Source organism: Brevibacillus sp. LEMMJ03 (genome assembly GCF_007197875.1).
Lineage (GTDB): Bacteria > Bacillota > Bacilli > Brevibacillales > Brevibacillaceae > Brevibacillus > Brevibacillus thermoruber.
In genome coordinates this window covers 139193-156948 of the sequence record NZ_VKJN01000003.1, presented here as the reverse complement: position 1 = coordinate 156948, position 17756 = coordinate 139193, and the positions used below count along the sequence as shown (strand labels likewise).

At 57.2% G+C, this 17756-nt stretch carries 15 protein-coding genes, 3 tRNA genes and 1 riboswitch; of the genes, 3 read left to right on the top strand and 15 right to left on the bottom strand.

Annotated elements, in window-relative coordinates:
- Positions 1-90: 90 nt before the first annotated feature.
- From FOI68_RS05450 to FOI68_RS05390, 14 genes are all read right to left on the bottom strand, one after another.
- Complete coding sequence (locus FOI68_RS05450) at positions 91-1476, bottom strand: DJ-1/PfpI family protein (RefSeq protein WP_143862562.1); 1386 nt, start codon at positions 1474-1476, stop codon at positions 91-93.
- 107 nt (positions 1477-1583) lie between these two features.
- Positions 1584-2390: a hypothetical protein gene (locus FOI68_RS05445; protein WP_143862561.1), complete on the bottom strand. Its 807-nt coding sequence runs from the start codon at positions 2388-2390 to the stop codon at positions 1584-1586.
- 248 nt (positions 2391-2638) lie between these two features.
- Positions 2639-3286 (bottom strand): response regulator transcription factor, encoded by a 648-nt coding sequence (locus FOI68_RS05440; RefSeq protein ID WP_143862560.1) that lies wholly within the window; start codon positions 3284-3286, stop codon positions 2639-2641.
- Between the two features lie 5 nt (positions 3287-3291).
- The gene (locus FOI68_RS05435) at positions 3292-5724 is read right to left on the bottom strand and encodes a sensor histidine kinase (RefSeq protein WP_143862559.1); all 2433 of its coding nucleotides are present in this window, start codon (positions 5722-5724) and stop codon (positions 3292-3294) included.
- A 365-nt stretch (positions 5725-6089) separates the two neighbouring features.
- Positions 6090-6172: transfer RNA gene (locus FOI68_RS05430), tRNA-Leu, on the bottom strand.
- A gap of 26 nt (positions 6173-6198) precedes the next feature.
- Positions 6199-6275 (bottom strand) — tRNA-Pro (locus FOI68_RS05425).
- A gap of 34 nt (positions 6276-6309) precedes the next feature.
- Positions 6310-6386 (bottom strand) — tRNA-Arg (locus FOI68_RS05420).
- An 88-nt stretch (positions 6387-6474) separates the two neighbouring features.
- Positions 6475-7680: a prenyltransferase/squalene oxidase repeat-containing protein gene (locus FOI68_RS05415; protein ID WP_143862558.1), complete on the bottom strand. Its 1206-nt coding sequence runs from the start codon at positions 7678-7680 to the stop codon at positions 6475-6477.
- Between the two features lie 133 nt (positions 7681-7813).
- The gene (locus FOI68_RS05410) at positions 7814-8830 is read right to left on the bottom strand and encodes an anti sigma factor C-terminal domain-containing protein (protein WP_143862557.1); all 1017 of its coding nucleotides are present in this window, start codon (positions 8828-8830) and stop codon (positions 7814-7816) included.
- Entirely contained in the window at positions 8811-9164 is a 354-nt protein-coding gene (locus FOI68_RS05405; protein WP_255433374.1) for an RNA polymerase sigma factor, read from the bottom strand. The genes FOI68_RS05410 and FOI68_RS05405 overlap by 20 nt, the downstream gene beginning before the upstream one ends.
- The gene (locus tag FOI68_RS23900) at positions 9104-9346 is read right to left on the bottom strand and encodes an RNA polymerase sigma factor (RefSeq protein WP_255433373.1); all 243 of its coding nucleotides are present in this window, start codon (positions 9344-9346) and stop codon (positions 9104-9106) included. Before FOI68_RS23900 ends, FOI68_RS05405 begins: the two co-directional genes overlap by 61 nt.
- A gap of 131 nt (positions 9347-9477) precedes the next feature.
- The gene (locus FOI68_RS05400) at positions 9478-10485 is read right to left on the bottom strand and encodes an ABC transporter permease (protein ID WP_051188132.1); all 1008 of its coding nucleotides are present in this window, start codon (positions 10483-10485) and stop codon (positions 9478-9480) included.
- Entirely contained in the window at positions 10463-11998 is a 1536-nt protein-coding gene (locus tag FOI68_RS05395) for a sugar ABC transporter ATP-binding protein (protein ID WP_143862556.1), read from the bottom strand. The genes FOI68_RS05400 and FOI68_RS05395 overlap by 23 nt, the downstream gene beginning before the upstream one ends.
- Before the next feature lie 31 nt (positions 11999-12029).
- Positions 12030-13172, bottom strand: coding sequence for a sugar ABC transporter substrate-binding protein (locus tag FOI68_RS05390; RefSeq protein WP_044897306.1), 1143 nt, complete (start codon positions 13170-13172; stop codon positions 12030-12032).
- A 118-nt stretch (positions 13173-13290) separates the two neighbouring features.
- A riboswitch (SAM riboswitch) is annotated at positions 13291-13410 on the bottom strand.
- Positions 13411-13680: 270 nt separating this feature from the next.
- Here FOI68_RS05390 and FOI68_RS05385 point away from each other — a divergent pair.
- From FOI68_RS05385 to FOI68_RS05375, 3 genes are all read left to right on the top strand, one after another.
- Positions 13681-14595 (top strand): hypothetical protein, encoded by a 915-nt coding sequence (locus tag FOI68_RS05385; RefSeq protein WP_143862555.1) that lies wholly within the window; start codon positions 13681-13683, stop codon positions 14593-14595.
- A gap of 77 nt (positions 14596-14672) precedes the next feature.
- On the top strand, positions 14673-15602 hold the full coding sequence (locus tag FOI68_RS05380; RefSeq protein ID WP_143862554.1) for an FTR1 family iron permease: 930 nt from the start codon (positions 14673-14675) through the stop codon (positions 15600-15602).
- A 120-nt stretch (positions 15603-15722) separates the two neighbouring features.
- Complete coding sequence (locus FOI68_RS05375; RefSeq protein WP_185973876.1) at positions 15723-17306, top strand: DUF2723 domain-containing protein; 1584 nt, start codon at positions 15723-15725, stop codon at positions 17304-17306.
- Here the strand turns inward: FOI68_RS05375 and FOI68_RS05370 are convergent.
- Positions 17228-17713: a hypothetical protein gene (locus FOI68_RS05370; protein ID WP_029098547.1), complete on the bottom strand. Its 486-nt coding sequence runs from the start codon at positions 17711-17713 to the stop codon at positions 17228-17230. The two genes, FOI68_RS05375 and FOI68_RS05370, sit on opposite strands and share 79 nt — an antisense overlap.
- Positions 17714-17756 lie beyond the last annotated feature (43 nt).

The window sequence follows — 17756 nt, the reverse complement described above, 5'->3', positions numbered from 1 at the left end:
CGGAGATCACATCCTGGCGGTCTGTTTTGCTGCCTGAAAGCCACTTTCCCTTCACCATACCGGCGTTACGCTTGAATGCCGCATGGATATTCAGCTCAGCGTCTCGCTGCGACGACCGCAGCACAAACGTTTCCGTTTCAAAATGAAGCGTCTGTCCAGATAAAAGGCGACCAGAACCGATACGGCTAAGGTTAGCAGCAGTTCTCCATACGTTTCAAGAGGAAACGGTTTTCCTACAAGCTGGAAATCGTTAGCCCGAAATTCGAGTCGTTTCACCGCATGTTTCGCTGTAAGAAGGTCCTCTTGCTTGGCTAAATCTTCAAGCTGAACTTCGAATATAAACCGATCCGGGGAATCGGCATGAACGAACTGAAGCTCGATGGTATTCCCCTTTTCGTTCCAGCTTTTCAATTCCTCCGTTGCCAATGATCTTGCCTCGATGCCGGGAACGATCATTTTATCCAGTTTTGGGAGATTGGACATCGAATGTCTGGCAATCACATTCAGTCCGTGTTTTGTCACGATGGGCTGCTCCGAACTTGAGACGGATAGGACCCTTGTTGTTCCGGTGTCGGCATAGATATCAAATACGGAAGCCAGTGCCATTTCCTCCACACCGTCATACAGCAGTACACCCGCCTTATTTTTGCTCCACTGAAAAGCGTTGTTCAATACATAGGTTGCATAGCGCAGATCGACGTAAAATGGTTCTACCTTCGGATTTTGAACGAAGTGATAGGAAGGATACTTCAATTCATTCGCTATTTTTGCTGCCATCGGTTCGCCAAGTTGTTGCGAGATAACATAGAGGACGGCATCGATTCCTGACGATATACCTGCTGAGGATATGAGGTTCGGGCCATTAGACACAAAACGTTGATCATTTATCCAGTTCACTTCAGGATATTTCTTGGTAAGGACCGGCATCGTTTGCCAGTGCGTTGCTGCTGATTTGCCATCCAATAACCCGGTAGCGGCAAGATTGTCCGCGCCGGCGCAAATGCTTATTAAAGTGGTTTCCTTGTGCTGCAGTATCCATTTACGGACAGGTTCATAGCTCTTCGGGTCCCTCATCGTCATGTAGGGGATCGCGATAATGTCGGCACTTTTTCCCAACAGTTCATCCATTTCTTTAAAAGAGTAGTGCGGCACCACATCCAAACCGCCTGTCAGTGACCTCACCTGATTGTCCTCGGCAACGGCATATACATTGTATGCGCCGGTCATCGAAAACAATTGGTACGGAATCATGAAATCTAATCCTTCCGTATTTTCATTTCCCAACAAAACAACAACCGTAGGTTTATTGGGATCATGCTGGGGTTTCTGCACTCCTTGCAAAGAAGGAACGGGTTCTTGGCGAACCGAGCCCCAAAACGCTTTCTGAGAACTCAGATATCCGCTGGCTATAACTCCTCCCATCAACACAACGACAACACTTAGATAAACGGCGATTCGTAACAAAAACCTCAACATCCGGATCAATCTCCTTCATATCCAATATTAATTGGATGATTGACTCTTCGATGACTTCTCGTTCCCCCGCCTGGATCCGCTTCACTGCACAGTCGCTTCCGCCCGCCTTAGGGGACATTCACGACGTATGCGACTGTAAACACATGATTGTCTTTTTGAAACTGTCCCCAAATCTTATAGATACCGCTCTTCGGAAACTGCGTCATGAACACGGCATCCGGTCCCGTTCCCTGCCCTTTTACGGCGTGAACGTGCACATACTGTTCTCCATCCTCCGATAGAATGACCACATGGCCGATCGCTCCCAAATAAGGCTGGAGGTCCGTAGCGGGTTGGCCGGTTTTCTCATCCGTGACGGAAAAGGTAAGAGTCGTTTCTTCATTTGCCCCCATCCGGTCGATCGAAAGTCGTACCCGGTTGCCTTCAACGGTTTTGACCCAATTCGCATCGGGTACAATCGGGACCGGAGTTGCAGGTTCACCTCCGAGTTTCACCCATGCCATCTTCGTCATGAAGTCTCCGCCGGTCGGCTTGAAATCGGCAATGAGTCGATATTCACCGCCTGCGGGGAAGACGTTCACTGTCTCAAATACGCCGTTTCCTTTGTATTCGGGATGAATGTGGTTGAAATAGGATAAATCTTTGCTTATCACGATCAAGTGCAGCAGCTTTTCATGGATGGTATCGAACTCCTCGATCGGTTTTCCTTCGTCCCTTTGAATGTCCAGCCGGATGAGTGTCCCCCGCCCGGTTTCGGACGTCTGTCCGTCTTTAATCGTCCATCGCATTTCCACGTTGTCCGCCACAAGCCAATCGCTTGCCACTGCCACCTCCACGTTCTCCCTGGATGGCTGCGAACTGCATGCCGTCAGCAATAAGGACATGAACAGCATGAAGATCATCCGTTTATTCACAACGAAGCGCCTCCCTTTATTCATGATTGGTCTTGCCTCATAAAAGCTCATTCGTTTGTGGCCCTCCTCCTGTTTTGTTAGCGAAATCCTTGTTTGGTACGGAATCATCATAATTCAGGAAGAGACAGGTGAACGCGCAAACAATGCATATCCCCCCGCAAATATTTGCGTCCGCCGCGCAATTTATCATCACGTATTCGTTTCACAAAACGAAAGAGCCGGTATGTCCCGGCTCTTGTAAACAATCCCTAATATAAATCCTCTGTGGGGAGAATCCCCAAACGCTTGGCTTTTTTGATGGCCTCGACCCTCGAACTGACATGAAGCTTTTGGAAGAGCTCCGTCAGGCTATATTCCAGGGAACGTTGGCTAATCATTAACGTTTTTGATATGTCTTTATTGCTTTTTCCTTTCGCCAATTCACGTAGCAGCCTGTCTTCTTCTTGGGTGATCGTTGTTTCTTCGCGCCCCGGTTCCCCTTGCACAACAATTTCCTGACGCCTTAGCTGCTTGAGCAGATGCATGGGAACAATCGCCTCTTTCCTCGAAGCACAGCGTATGGCTTGAATGAGCTGCTCACGGGTGGAGGTTTTGGCAATAAAGCCGGAAACGCCCGATTCCATTAACAAATTGAAATGAGGCGCGATCTCGAACCCTGAATAGATCAGAATTACGGCATCGGGGACAACCTCGAGCACTTTGCGCGCCAAATCGGCGCCGTTTATTTTCGGCATGTATAAATCAAATAAAATGACGTCAAATTTTTTGAGGCGTACCAAGTCGCTGACACAATAAACATCCGTCTCAATCGTAACATTCATGTCCGGCTCGGATTCAATCAGCATTTTCGTTCCCTCAACGACCGAGCGATGATCGTCAACCAATAAGATTTCCATACCGTTCACCTTGCCATCATAGTTTTGGGAAATTGAATCATGACGTGAAACCCTTGCCCGGGAGCGGAATGGAATTGCACGTTACCTTCGAGGCTGAGCACTCTTTTTTCGATTCCTGCAATCCCCATATGCTGAAATGAGCCTTCCAGTGCGGCTATATCCATTCCAATCCCGTCGTCAGAATAAGAAAAAGTAATGTGATCTTCCGTGCCGGTTAGTGCTATCGTCACTTTCGAGGCCTTGGAGTGTTTGGTCGCATTGTGTAACAGCTCCTGAACAATCCGATACACGCCCAGAATCTGCTCTTCGTTTAAAGAAGCGCCCAACTGTTCGGCGAAAAATTCAATTTCATAATTGGAGAACATTCGCGTGTACGAAAAGAGACTTTTCAACGATTCCACCAAACCCATCTTGAGAAGAAACGGCGGACGCAGCTCGTTGCATGTGATTCGGATCTGATGAATGGCATCCAGCAGTCCTTCTTCGATCTGGAGTAATTCCCGCGCCGTATTGTCCTCGAAGACTTTCGAAGATCGTAGCGATTCCAACTTGCGATACCAGATAATCAGATCCTGCAGCACCGAATCGTGCAAGTCACTGGACAGCGCGGCCCTCTCTTTCTCGGACAGTCTAAACAGCAGCCTCAGCATCCATTTGGGCGTTTCATTGTTCGACACCAATTCTTCAAGCCGCTTCATCAGATCTTCGAGAAGGTGAAGGTTATCGTACAGAATCGTAACGTAATGAACAGCCGTTTCAAGCCACTCTTTCTCGATTTTAAGAAATGATTGATCCGTTTCGATCCGGAGGTAGACCGGCTGCCGCTTTTCGCCGATTTTGACCCAGATATCCTGCTCGTTTCTCAGGGCATGCTCCTGCCCCCTCGGCACTTCCTCAATCGATACGTTTGTGACATGAAGTACGGACTTCACTTCGTCGATCAGCCGGTTCTCCAAATCCGATACCTTCATAACGTTTGCAAGGTCTGTAGAGAAACGATTTAAACTCTGCTGGAGCGCTTTGTACCTTTCTTCGCTTTTGATGAGCTCTCTTTCATCATGTTTCCTTTTCGTAATGTCTTTTACAATTCCATGGATGCCGTTTAACTTCCCCGAGAGGAAGATCGGCACGAACGTGATGCTTACAATTTTCTCACCCTGCCTCATGTTTGCAAGGCGGCATTCAATATCCCTCGGTTCACCCTGTTGCATCACTTGGAGAAGCGTTTCATATACGGAAGCATGGTCCTCATCGTAAATTAACCCCAGAAAGCAGCGATCCGATAGTTGATGTAATTGAATCCCGGTGATCGTTTCAAAGGAACGATTGGCATTTACGAAATAGAAACCGTTTAATTCGATCGAAAATACCCCGTCCAAGTTATTTTCAAATAAAGACTTATACCTTTGTTCGCTTTCTTCCAATGCCAGCTCTGAACGTTTTTTTTCCGTGATATCCAAAATAATGCCGTCAAGTCGTTCGATTACGCCGGCATGATCTACATACGGATGGACAATGAGTCTGCCCCACCTGGTTTCTCCCTCGACGTGGATAAAACGAAATTCCTGGCTGACCGGGATTCCCAAATCAAGCTTCGCCTTTACTTCTCCCATGAGAATCGCGTTGTCTTCAGGGTGAATATGATCGTGTAATCGAATCGGATTAAACAGGATTTCCTCCCTCGGTATTCCCGAAATCTTTTCCATACTCTCCGAACAAAACGTGTATTGGTTAAAATCTTTGTCCGTCGACCAAACCGCCGCGTTGACATTATCCAATATATTTTCCAACAGTTCCTCCGTCTTTTTCCGTTTCGTCACGTCTCTCGCTACCGCCACGACATACTTTACATTCCCATCGCAGTCCAGCACAGGTTTTACACGGGCTTCTATGTGAATCACATGGCCTTGGGCGTGATAGACACGATACTCGATGTCCACAGACTCCTTTGTTTGGACAGCCTGATCATGTGCGAAACGGACTCGTTCCCTGTCATCAGGATGGATGATGTCAAAGGCATCCATTCCTTCATACTCTTCGGTACGATAACCCGTGATGAGCTGCAGGGAGGGTGACACATAGCGAACAATTGCTTGATGATCAACCAAAACAATCGTATCAGAAGTATTTTCGGCGATTATTTTGTACCTTTCGTCATGCGCAACCGTAATGTTTTCCTCCGTCGTCTGTGACAAGCGATCTTTCACAATAACCGTGAAGGCAATGGTTTGGCCGTCATCGTTGCGGATGGGAATGGCATGATGATGCGAGCGACGGGCCTCTCTTTCGCGATTTCTGTGATCCACCGCTTGAAATCGCTTTCGAAACGCTTCATTCTCCCAAAGAATTCGTCCATGAAGGTCAATGATACACATGGGGTCCGGCATGTCTTGCAATAACTGCCTAGCGCTTCTGATCAAATCGCGACATGTTTGCATTCTTGTGTTCTCCTTGTTTACGTTCTATCTGGACTAGGTATCATACCAATCTCATGTAAGGTAATTATAGATGTATCTTCTGCCTTTCGCCGCGCAAAAATATAGGGGATGCCCGCAATTTATGTGAAGCTGCCAAACCAGGCTGCATGATTCAAGAGAATAAACAGTGAACCTGCTGTCATTCAGTTTGATAATTCAGTCAATTTTTGCGTTGCCACATCAGCTTCCCCTTTGTTCACACCTTGCGACCATTGCCTGAAGACAGCTTATAGGCCGAGTGTGCTGATTCTGTACCTTTTACCAGCCCCATGTGGGTTGGAAAAAATAAAAAAGCCCATTTGGGCTGGGGTATGCAAGAGATGTATTGGTGCCGGCAGAGGGACTTGAACCCCCACGGTTTCCCTCACGATTTTGAGTCGCGCGCGTCTGCCAATTCCGCCATACCGGCATCCGTCACGTCCGGAAAAATAAAAATGGTCGGGAAGACAGGATTTGAACCTGCGACCTCTTGGTCCCGAACCAAGCGCTCTACCAAGCTGAGCCACTTCCCGACTGGAGGCGAGATGGGCTCTCGCCTTTACCATATGGCGTGCCCTGAGAGATTCGAACTCCCGACCTTTTGATTCGTAGTCAAACGCTCTATCCGGCTGAGCTAAGGGCACGTATCTTTTATTTGTTTCGCACCGTGGCGACAATTCAATACTATACAGGGGAGACAAGAAAAAATCAACCAGAATTTTTTTCCATTCGCTAGTTTTTTTTCGCAAGCTCCCGGGAAAGGTACACGAGCAGCATCCCCGCCAGGTTGACGTACGTGCTGGGGACATCCGCTTCGTCTGCCAATCCGCCGTTTGGCTGCTGCACGGAAAACAAGTAACGCTCCCCGTCCCGCATTCGCTCGGGCCGAACCGGCACGGCCTGGCTGCCCAAGAGAAACGCGAGCGTGGACAGGGTAAACGTCCCTTCCCACTGGCGATACGCGCCGCTGTCATCCATGTGGTCAGCCATCACGGAGAGCGGTTGGGCAAACAGCCAGCGTTCCCGCAGAAGCCAGGCGGACCAGCCGGTGGCAAACCAGCGGGCGTAGGCGGGGCGCATGGCCGTCTCTCCGCGCTCGTCCAGCATGACGGCGATCACGCCTTTTTTCCGGTCGACAAAGCGGGAAAACTGCCGCTTCAGCCGCTCCGCGATCGCATCCGCATGCGGGTCCGCCAGCAGATCGGCGGCCGCCCGCAGCCCGAGATAGGTTTCGGCGTTGTCGGCGGCGTATTTCACCTTGTACAGCCGGTAGCCGGACAAGGGCGTGTCCGCGTTCCCCTCGCGAAGCTGATACGAGCTCCAAAACAGGCCGTCCGTTTCATCCAGATTGTGCCGGACGAGGAAACGGTACGCCCGCTCCGCCGACTGCCGCAGTTTTGCCTTCAGCTCGCGGTTCTTCGTCCGCTTGTCCGCTTCGCCGGCCACGTACAGAAACAGCGCCATGGTGGTGTCGACGCCCCGGATGGCCGCAAACCGGCGGTAGCTGCCCGGCAGCGCAGGCACATAGGCGTCCCCTTCGCGACGGTACGAGAGGTGCCAGTCCCCTTCGGACGTCTGTACGCTCATCAGCCACCACAGACCGCGTTCCACCGCCCGCCAGTAGGCGGACTCCCGGGTCAGGTCGTAGGCCTGGATCAGGCCCATCAAGGCGTAGAGCATGTTGGAATCCGTATTGATGTAGCCCGATTCGTTCATCGCCCCGTGCTCGTCCTGCCGCTCCAGGATAAAGCGGGCGGCCCGCTCCAGGCGCTGAAGCCGCTCGGAGCGGATCGCCCGGCGGTTCGCCTCCTCTGCGGCATCGGCTTTCCGTACCAACGCTTCCCCCGCCCTGCTCCATTCCCCGGCCAGCGCGGCCGTCCCTTGTCCTGACAGCAGCATTCCGCACAGCACCAGCGAAATCAGCCTGCGTGTCTTCACGCCCGTCCCTCCTTCGCACGCCTTAGCGTCCCCCAAAAGGCGCCGATCCAGCCGGAACGTGGGAAAGAAGGGGGAAGAATCCGAGACAGCCGATGTTTGCAAAAAACAACGCCCCGGCGCAACGCCGGAGCGGTCACCAGTTCCATGTCTCGATCCTGCCGAATTGAAAGGAGTGGAACATCTTCTCCTGCCGCAGCCGCTCCAACTCGCGGATTGGTCCGGTCACCACGGCCCCGTACACCGTGATCCCGTTCTTTTTCACGTACGCCAGCCGCTTTTCGTCGTAGTCCCTGCCGTCGTAGCTGCCGTTGGCCAGCAGCCACTCCAGGTCGGCAGGAAGCTGCGCCTTGGCTGCCTCCACCGAATGATTCAGGTCATCCTGGATGGACATTCCCCGTCCCCGATACTGCACAGCCGGCCGCAGCACCAGATGAGGGACAAACGCATACCCGCCCGCGCTCGCGTGGGAAATGGAAAATTCCTGCAGTTCCCCGGCGTACACCGGCATCTGCAGCACCTTCAGGTTGTACGGGCGGAGCAGTTCCAGCAGCTTTTCCGGAGTCATCGGCTCTCGGGTGGAAAACGCCAGTTCCGCGACATGCCCGTCATCAACGTGCTTCCACTGTTCCCACATGTCAGCCGTCTCCTTGCGTTCCGGCAGCGGCTGCCCCAAGAGCTGCGGCGGAACGGCAAATGAGAATCCCCCGTCTTCCTCCAGGTATTTTCGCTGAAAATTCACTTCGTAGCGGACATCGCCAAACAGCCGCTTTGTGGCGTGAACGCTGCCGACGACCACTCCCCACTCCCCGATTTGTTTGTACAGCGTCAGCCTCGTTTCCTGCGTCAACAAGGGGGAGAGCGTCGTGTCGTCATCATCCAGCTTGTCAATCCGGTACCCGGCGTGGTGCGTTTCCACCAGCGTCGTCACGTAGCGGACAAACTGGGTGTCCATACCCATTGTCCCGTACACAACTTGGGTCACCATGGCATACACCGCGTACAGAAAGAACACCACCAGCACCATTTGCAACACGCTGAACCACAACGCGATCCGCGTCTTCCAGACCAGCCGGCGGGCCCGCTTTTCGTCCCAACCGCCGTCCGGTTCCGGCCAATCCCGCAGCACCGGCTTATTGCCCGTTTCGCCCATCCTCTTCGCTCCTTTCCATCCGCGCTTCCACCTCGCGAAATTTCTCCCGCGCCCGATGCAGCGTCACTTTCACCTGATTCATGTTCAGTTCCATGGCGGCAGCCAGCTCGTCATAGGAGAACCCCTCAATCTCCCGCAAATACAGGATCGTCCTCATCCGCTCGGGCAGCTGCCGCATGATCCTCTCCACGGTTTGCGCTGCTTCCTTTTGTTCGTACGCCGTTTCCGGATCGCCCCCGGCATACCCTCGCGCAACGAGTCGACAGATGCTGTCTACCATTTTCCTTTCCGCCGTCTGTCGGCGCAGCCAGTCAATGTAGAGGTGGCGCGCCACCTTGTACAGCAGGCCCGGACTGCCTTGGCATCGCGCAGCGTGAAAGAGAGCATGGCCCGGTAGAACGTCTCCTGCAGCAGTTCTTCCGCCACCTCCCGCGAGCCGCACATGCGGTACAGGTACCGGTACAGGGGATTTTGGTACGCGGCGAACAGATCCGCCCATGTCTCCCGTTTCATCATCCACCTCCGCTCCATTCAAACGAAACAGACGGGAAAATGTTACAACAACCAGAAAAAAAGCCATTCTTTTCCCGCCGCATCCGCGGAAAAAGAACGGCTTCCCTGACAGCAGCGGCCCGCCAGCCGCCCGCCTATTTTTTCAGCCTGGGCAGATAGGTAAGCGTCAGCGCTCCCGCCAGCACCAGGCCCTTGACGATGTCCTGGGCGTAATACGGCACGTTCATCATCGTCAGCCCGTTCATCAATACCCCCATCAGGATGGCGCCGCAAAAGGTGCCGAACGCGTTGGGCTTGCCCTGCCCGAAGATGGAAAACCCGATAAACGCAGCGGCCACGGCGTCCATTAACAGCGGCGATCCCGCCATCACCTGGCCGGTGCCGATCCGCGCCGTCAGCACGATTCCCCCGATGGAGGCGAACAGCGCCGACAGCATGTAGGCCAGCGTGCGGTACTTGTTGACCGGGACGCCGGAGAGGCGGGCCGCTTCCAGATTGCCGCCGGTGACGTACAGCATCCGTCCGAAACGGGTGTAGTTGAGAAACACGTGCACGCCGGCGACGGCCAGCGCCATCAGGATGACAGGGACGGGGATGCCCCACATTTCCCCCTGGCCGATGAAGAGAAACGACGGAATGATGATGCCGGGAGCGGACGTGCCGTCGGCCATCGGCATGTTGTTGTAGATGGAAAAGCCCTGCGTGTAGCTGAGGTGAATGCCTTGAAAGACGTACAGCGACACGAGCGTCGCCAGAATGTCCGGAATCCGCACCTTGACCACCAAAAGCGCGTTGATCAGCCCGATCACCAGACCGGCCAGGAGCGGAACGGCCACCGCCACCAGCAGTTCCTGCCGGTACCACACCATGAGCGAGGCGGAGAGCACCGTCGCCACGCTGACCGTCGAACCGACGGACAGGTCAAAGCCGCCCACGATCAGGGAAAAGGTGACCCCGATCGCCACCAGCGTCACGATGGAAATGGAGCGCAGGATGTCCACCAGATTGGCGTAGCTGAGAAAGTTTTCGTTGACGATGCTGAAAAACGCGATCACGGCCAGAATGGCCAGGAGCGCACCGTACCGCTGCGCCAGCGAACCCCGCGTCTGTTTTGTTTTTTCACCCTGCAGCACTGCTTCCATGATGATTCCCTCCACTCATGTAAAACATCACCGTCTCGGCCGTGATCCGTCCTTCCGTCCATTCGCTCCGGCTCCATTCCGCGGCGGTCCGGCCGTTTTCCAGCACGATCAGGCGATCGGCCAGCGCCAGCGCTTCGTCAATCTCGCTGGAAAAGTACAAGATGCCCCTGCCCTCGTCCGCGAGTTCCCTGATCAAGCGGAAAATCTCCTGCTTGGCGCCGATGTCCACGCCCTTGGTCGGCTCGTCGAAGAGGAAAACGCTGGCCGTGGTCAACAGCCACTTGCCGATCGCCACTTTCTGCTGGTTGCCGCCGGACAGGCTGCCCGTCCGCTGGTCCAGCCCGGCCGTCTTGATGCCCAGCCGCTCCACGAGGGACTGGGCCGCCTCGCGCTCCGCCCTGTCCGAAAGAAAGCCTCCCCGCGCAAACGCCCGCAGGTGGGCCAGCGTCAGGTTGTGCTTCACCGGCTCCTCCACCAGAATGCCCTGCAGCCGCCGCTCTTCGGGAATCAGCGCGATGCCGTTCTGGATCGCCTCACCGGGATGGCGGAGGCGCAGGGTCCGTCCTCGCAGCCGGATCTCGCCGCCGTCCAGCCGGTCAGCGCCGAACAGGGCGCGGGACACCTCCGTCTTGCCGGCGCCCACCAGTCCCACCACGGCGACGATCTCCCCCTGCCGCACCTGGACGTCAAACCGCTTCACCTTGTGGCCGATCCGCAGCTCTCTCGCTTCCAGCAGCACTTCGCCTGCTCGCCCCGTCCGGTCGTCCGCCCGATTGGCTTCGCTTCGGCCCAGCATCGCCGACACCGCTTCTTCCGGACTGGTCTGGTCCGTCCGCTTTTCCCACACCCGACTGCCGTCCCGCAGCACGGTGATGCGGTCGGCGATGGCGAACACCTCCGGCAGCCGGTGGGAGATGTAGACGATCCCCAACCCGGCCGCCTTCAGGCTGGCGATCAGCTCGAACAGCGCCGCCGCTTCCGTCAGGCTGAGCGGCGCGGTCGGCTCGTCAAAGATGACGAAGCGGACGTCCTGGGACACGGCGCGGGCCAGCAGCACCAACTGCTTTTCCGCCAGCGTCAGCTCCTCCGCCTTTGCCTTAAGCGGCAGGGAAAAACCGCACCGGCTGAGAATCTGTCGGGCCCGCTCCACCGTCCGCTTCGGCGAATGCCACCAGCCGCCGGCGGAGACGGATTGGTCCAGGAGAATGTTTTCCGCGACGCTCAGGGAGGGAATCAGCCCCGTGTCCACTTCCTGCTGCACGAGGTGGATGCCGGCCCGCTTGGCATCCCGCGGTTCGGCGACCGCAAGCTCGCGGCCGTCGATCAGAATGCTGCCGGCAGTCGCCTGCTCCGCGCCGGAGAGAATTTTCACCAGCGTGCTTTTGCCCGCCCCGTTGGCCCCGAGGATGGCGTGCACCTCCCCGCCGCGCACGGTGAAATCCACCCCGCGCAGGGCGTACACCCCGCCGTACTGCTTGACGATCCCCTTCATTTCCAAAATGGAGGCCGTCATCTCGCATCCCTCCCTGATCTGTCCGTTCCTGTCACTTGTGCTTAGCCTCCAGCGCGGCCATCCACGGCGAGACGGCGGCGTCGCTACGTCCCCATCCGCTCACGTATTGAGCCAGTTCGGACATGTTGACCGGTTTGTCCGGCAGTTTGTCCTGGCTGACCAGATGCGGATCGAGCGAGAAGTACTTGGGCGTGTGTTCGCCGGCGATCTTTTGGTAGAGGAAGCGGCTCTGCACCCGTCCGATGTCGGCCGGATCGGTCGCCGCCGACGCTTTCCACGGGCTGTCCTTCTCCTGGATGAGCTGCAGGTCTTCGTCGGACAAGTCGATGCCGAACACCTTGATCTCCGTCCGTCCCGCCGCCTTGATCGCCCGCGTAGCCCCTTTGGCGAATTCGTCCCACGGCGCCCACACGGCAGCGATGTCGCCTTTGTTCGGGTACTTTTTCAGGATCGCATCCATCTGCGCCTGGGTGTCCAGCGCCGTGTTCGGGGTGGCCGAACCGAAGCGGGCGATCTCCTTGATGTTGGGGTAGCGCTTGAGAAAAATCTCGTAGACGCGGTTGCGCTTTTCCATCGGCGCAAAACCGCCCACCCAGATGTAGACGATGTTGCCTTTCCCGTCGATGGATTGGGCCAGGTTTTTCAGCCCCTGCCAGGCCAGGCTGTAGTCGTCCTGGTCAATCACGGTGACGCCGTCCACCTGGTCCAGGTCGTTGTCGAACGCGACGACGGGAATCCCCGCCTTGACCGCCCGCTCCACGCCCGGCTGCAGCGCTTCCGCACGGCCGTGGTTGATCAGGATCCCGTCCACTTTTTGGTTGACCGCGGTGTCGAGGTGGGCCGCCATTTTGCCCAGGTCGCCGTCCGCGTTGTAGACGACCAGCTCGCCGCCGAATTTGCTCACCTGCTCTTTGACTCCCTGCAGGTACTGGGCGGAAAACGTCCCGATGGAGAACTCGCTGACCAGAGCGATTTTCAACGGTTTGTCCACTGCCGCCGGAATGGCCGCCGAGGTAGACGCCGCCGGTGATGCGGCTGCCGGCTGCTGCGGCGCGGCCGCCGGCTGGGACGACTGTGACGTGGCGGACTGGGCAGACGGCGCCGGCGGCTGTTCACTGGTGCAGCCCGTCAGCAAAAGGGCCGCGACGAGACTGGCTGTCATCCATTTTTTCATCGTTTTCATCTGGTACATCCCCCCGTATGAGTGCGTGAAAAATGATGGCATGGACGGAAAAACCGGAAAAAACAAACGCCTCTTTCCCTGAGGAAAGAGGCGCGGTTCGCTCGCTCACCTCTCATCTCTCAGGAAACATTCCTGCAGGAGTTAGCACCGTGCCGCAAGAGCCGCATGCTCTTGACAGTCGGTTGCCGGGCGTCATCGGGCCAGTCCCTCAGCCTGCTCTGGATAAGAAGGCATGTGTAATTCCAAGTTTTCCACTATGCTTTTGATGATGAGGACATCATACATCGAAGCCGGCGGCTCCGTCAATCCCGTTTTTGGGAGTTTTTCAGAAATATTCGCGACTGTAAGCAACTTCCAAAAACGGATGGAACGGCATGTGCTCCTTTCATCGAGAATGAAAATCTTTATTGACGCGTACGGGATGCCCCTTTATTATCAGGAGAGGAGATCGTTTTGATAATGATTATCATTATATTAATGATAGAAAGGAGGAGGCTCCGTGCCGCTGCGCCTCTTGCTCGCCCTGTTTCTGGCGCTGCTTCTGCCCGCATCCGCCTTCGCCTATTCCTACGGCGACCCGAACAAGGAAGACCTCGCGGAGAGCTTCAAGGAGATCGCGGCCAAGCTGGAACAGACTCCGGAAGACTGGAACGGCGCCCACCAGGCGTTTCTCAGCCGCAAAAACGAGATCGCCCTGGAGTTTGGCCAACAGACCGCCCAGACGCTGGAAGCGAACTTTTCTCAACAAAACAAGGATCTCGTCCTGCACAACTACAAAGCGCTGCTGGTGAAGAACATCGACCGCCGGTTGACAAACGCCGAGCAGCAGTTTGACGACTACGCCAAGGCAAAGCTGCTTTTGGCAAAAGGCAGAGGGACCCTCAACGTGCTCGCCCCGTACATCAGTGACAGCGCTTCTAAAACGGCGTTCGCCGCTTTCGACAAAGCGCTGGCCGCGCTGGGCAATCCCGGCCTGTTCGGCGTGGGGACCGTGCCTTCCGACAAGAACGAGTTCCTGAAGCAGACCAAACTGATTCGCTCCACGCTCCAGCCGCTGTTTCCGTGGAAAGGGGGAACGGCCTCTCCGGCCGGCACGAAAACGACGGCAGGCGGTTCGTCCCCTGCCGGCCAACAAACGCCGACGTCCGGCAGCCTTCCTGGGCAGTCGGCCGTTTCCCCCGCCGCACAGGCCCCGGAACAATCTCCCGGACAGGGAGAACCGGCCGCACAGTCGTCTGCCCATTCCGCCGGCGGACAGACAGACGGCCCGACCGCGAACCCGGCGCCCGCCGGAGAAGGCGCCAAACCGGCTCCGTCCAAGGTAAATCCGGTGGTCACCGCTTCTCTCATGGGCGGCCTGATCATCGTTTTCGGCAGCTTGTTCTGGCTCGCCAAACGAAAGAAATGGATCTAACCGTCCATATCGAAAAAACGGGAGCGACCTCTTCCGCGCGGGGAGGTCTCTCTCCGTCGTAGAAGGGGGAGGTACCCATGGACATACAGGCGTTTCTCATCACCCTGCGGGAAGCTTTCGAAGCCCTGCTGATCATCGGCATTATCGTCACCTATCTCACCCGCGTCGGCGCCCGCCAGTGGAACAAATGGGTGTGGGCCGGCGCCGGTTTGGCTCTTTTCGCCAGTTTTCTCGTCGCTCTCCTGTTTCAAATCGTGCTTACCGACTTCCGCATGATGGCGAGCGAAAACTACATGCGGATCGGCATGCTGTTCGCTTCCTCCCTGCTGTTGACGCACATGGCGGTGTGGATGTCCGGCCAGCAAAAAGACATGCGAAGCGACATGCACAGCAGGCTGGACAAGATCCTGACGGCGGGCAGCGCAGCCAACCTGATCGTCCACTCCTTTCTCGTGACGCTGAGGGAAGGCGTGGAGACCGTCTTCTTCTTTGCGGCAATCAGCGGCGGGGACATCCAAAAGGCGCTGACAAGCTGGGGAGCGCTGGCCGGATTGGGGCTGGCCTGTGTGCTGTCGTATCTCTTTTTCAACAGCAGCAAAAAATTGCCGCTGCGCACCTTTTTTACCGTCACCAAGGTGATCATCCTGATCATCGCCGCCGGCCTGTTCGCCCAAGGCGTCGGCGTCATGCAGGACCTGGGGCTGATCGGCAGCGTCTACCGCACGCCGGCCGGAGACATCGGGGAAGTGTACAACATCGTCTCCATCCTGCCGGAGCATCCGGTCGACGAACAGCACTACATCCGCGATTACGGAACCGCTCCGCTGCTGAGCGGTCAGGTAGGCATTTTCCTCAAAGCGCTGCTCGGCTATACGCACAATCCGTCGGTGGAGGAGTTCGCCGCGTACTGGCTGTACTACCTCGTCATCGTTTTCCTCATCCGCTGGCGGTCGGTCCGGCAGCAGCGGCAAAAGGAGGACGCAGCCCATCAGCCGCCGGCGGCGTGAGTGGCGGCAGCGATCCGTCGGGACAGCACCCGGCAGCATGCCGCGGATCAAAGCCGCGGCATGTGGCGTTCCGCCACTGAGCAGTACCGAGACCCCAGGCAGAAGGAGGGGGTGTCCGACATGCCGTTTTTTCGAAATGCCATCATCCTGACTTTCTTGACAGCGGCCGTCTGGGCCCTCCGCCTCCCGTTTGCCGGGGTGTACGCGGAAAGCTGGGACGCCGTTGATTTTGCCCTCGCGCTCCAGCGGTACGACATCTTCAACATGCAGCCCCACTTTCCCGGCTATCCGCTGTACATCCTCGCCGGCCATCTGTTCCTGCCGTTCGCGGAAGAGCCGGTTCGCGCGCTGACGCTCTTGTCCGTCTGGTGCGGAGCGCTCTCCCAGATTCCGTTTTACCTGTTGGCCCAAAAACTGCTGCCCGACGCCCGATCCAGATGGACAGCAATGCTCCTGTTCGCGGCCAGTCCGCTGCTGGGGCTCACCGTCGTGCAGCCCATGTCGGACGCGTTGGGCTTGCTGGCGGTCCTGGTGCTGTTGGCCGTCATCGCCGCTACCCTTCACCTGAGCGGACGGCCGCTGTTTCTGCTCACCTGCCTTGCCGCTGTCTGGTTTGCGCTGCTGTTGGGCATTCGCCTGTCGTCCTTTCCGTTCGGCTTTTTGCTCCTTCACCCGCTGTTCCGGCTGTTTCGGGAACGCCGCAGTCTCGGGGGCTTTATCGCCCGTACGGCCGTGGTCGTGCTGCTGTTCTTGGCTGCGCTGGCCGGCTGGCTGCTGCCCACCGCCGCGACCGAAGGCGGGCTTGTCCCGTTTTGGCAGTTGGGGCAGGCGTTTGCCGTCGGCCACTTCACCGATTGGGGCGGCACGTCCTTTTCCTCCGGCGCCTCCTGGGGGGAGCGCCTGTGCGGTTTTCTCTGGGAACGCTTGACGCTGAACGGCCTGATTGGCACATCGGAGGAGGCATTTGCTCAGGGGCTGCCGGGATGGCTCAACATCCTCGTTCTCGCCGTCTTGATCGGCGGCGCGGCGGCAGGGGCCGCCGACCTGCTGCGCCCGCGCCCCCAACCCGCCGTCGTCTGGTTCCTGGCGCTGGCCGCCGGACCTTACGCACTGTGGGCGTTTTTCGGCCAAAACAGCGAAAAGGCCCGGCACATCCTGCCGCTGCTGCCGCTGCTCCTTCTGCTCGTCGCGCACGGTTTTTCCGTGCTGGGAAACCGGCCCCGCCGGTTTGCGGGAAAAGCGGCGGTCTGTTTGTTGTTTGCGGGCGTCCTGGCCGTCCTGACCGTCCGCCAGGCAGCCGTGCTTCAGCGTCATCTGGATCCTCCGCCCGCGCTGCAGTTGGTGCGGTTCGTGGAATCCCGGTATCCCCCGGAGGGCACCCTGCTGTACACCTGGGAGGAAGAGCGTCTGTTTGACTATTACGCCCCCGCCTACGAGACGGAACGCGTCAGACGGTTCGCCTATTTCGCCCAGTCCCTTACGCTTCACGCCTCCACCGTCTCCCGGGTGCTGGTCACCAACGCGGTCCTGGACGGATTTCCGCCGGAGCTGCGGCCGGCGGCGAAGGAAGTGGCGCGCTTTTCAGCCGATCCCTTCCTCTACCCCACGTACCATACGGTGATCCTCTACGAACTGCCGACGCAGGGCGCACAGCAGCCGACAGACGGTTCGCGCCGACGGCCGCCGGCCCTGCCGAACGGATAGTCCAGCGGGTGACGTCCAAAGACAATCCAGCGGCCGTCTGCCTTCCGCCGCAGTTGGTAGACGCGGAAAAACCGGTCGTCCCTGTCAAAGGCAAACCAGACGGCCACGGTCGCGGTCCGCCCGGCTGCCGCCAGCACCCGCGCCTTGACGATCGGCGGCGCGCCGATTCCGTCTCCGACCGGGATCGCCAGACGACCGCGGATGCGCCGCAAATCCAGGCTGCCGATTACCCGTTTGGCCAGACAGGGCGTCATGGTTTTCCGCAGGAACCGTTCGATTTTCGCTTTGCTGGCAAACCGCTTCGGCAGCAGGACGCCCCGCTCGCCCGCCTGTTTCCGTGCGGAAAACACGATCGTCCAGAACGCCTGCTCGACCCGTTCGACCGTCCGAGTCAGCCGTGTTTTCATCCGGCACACCTCCCTCCTGTATGGTATGCCGGTGATCCGGCGA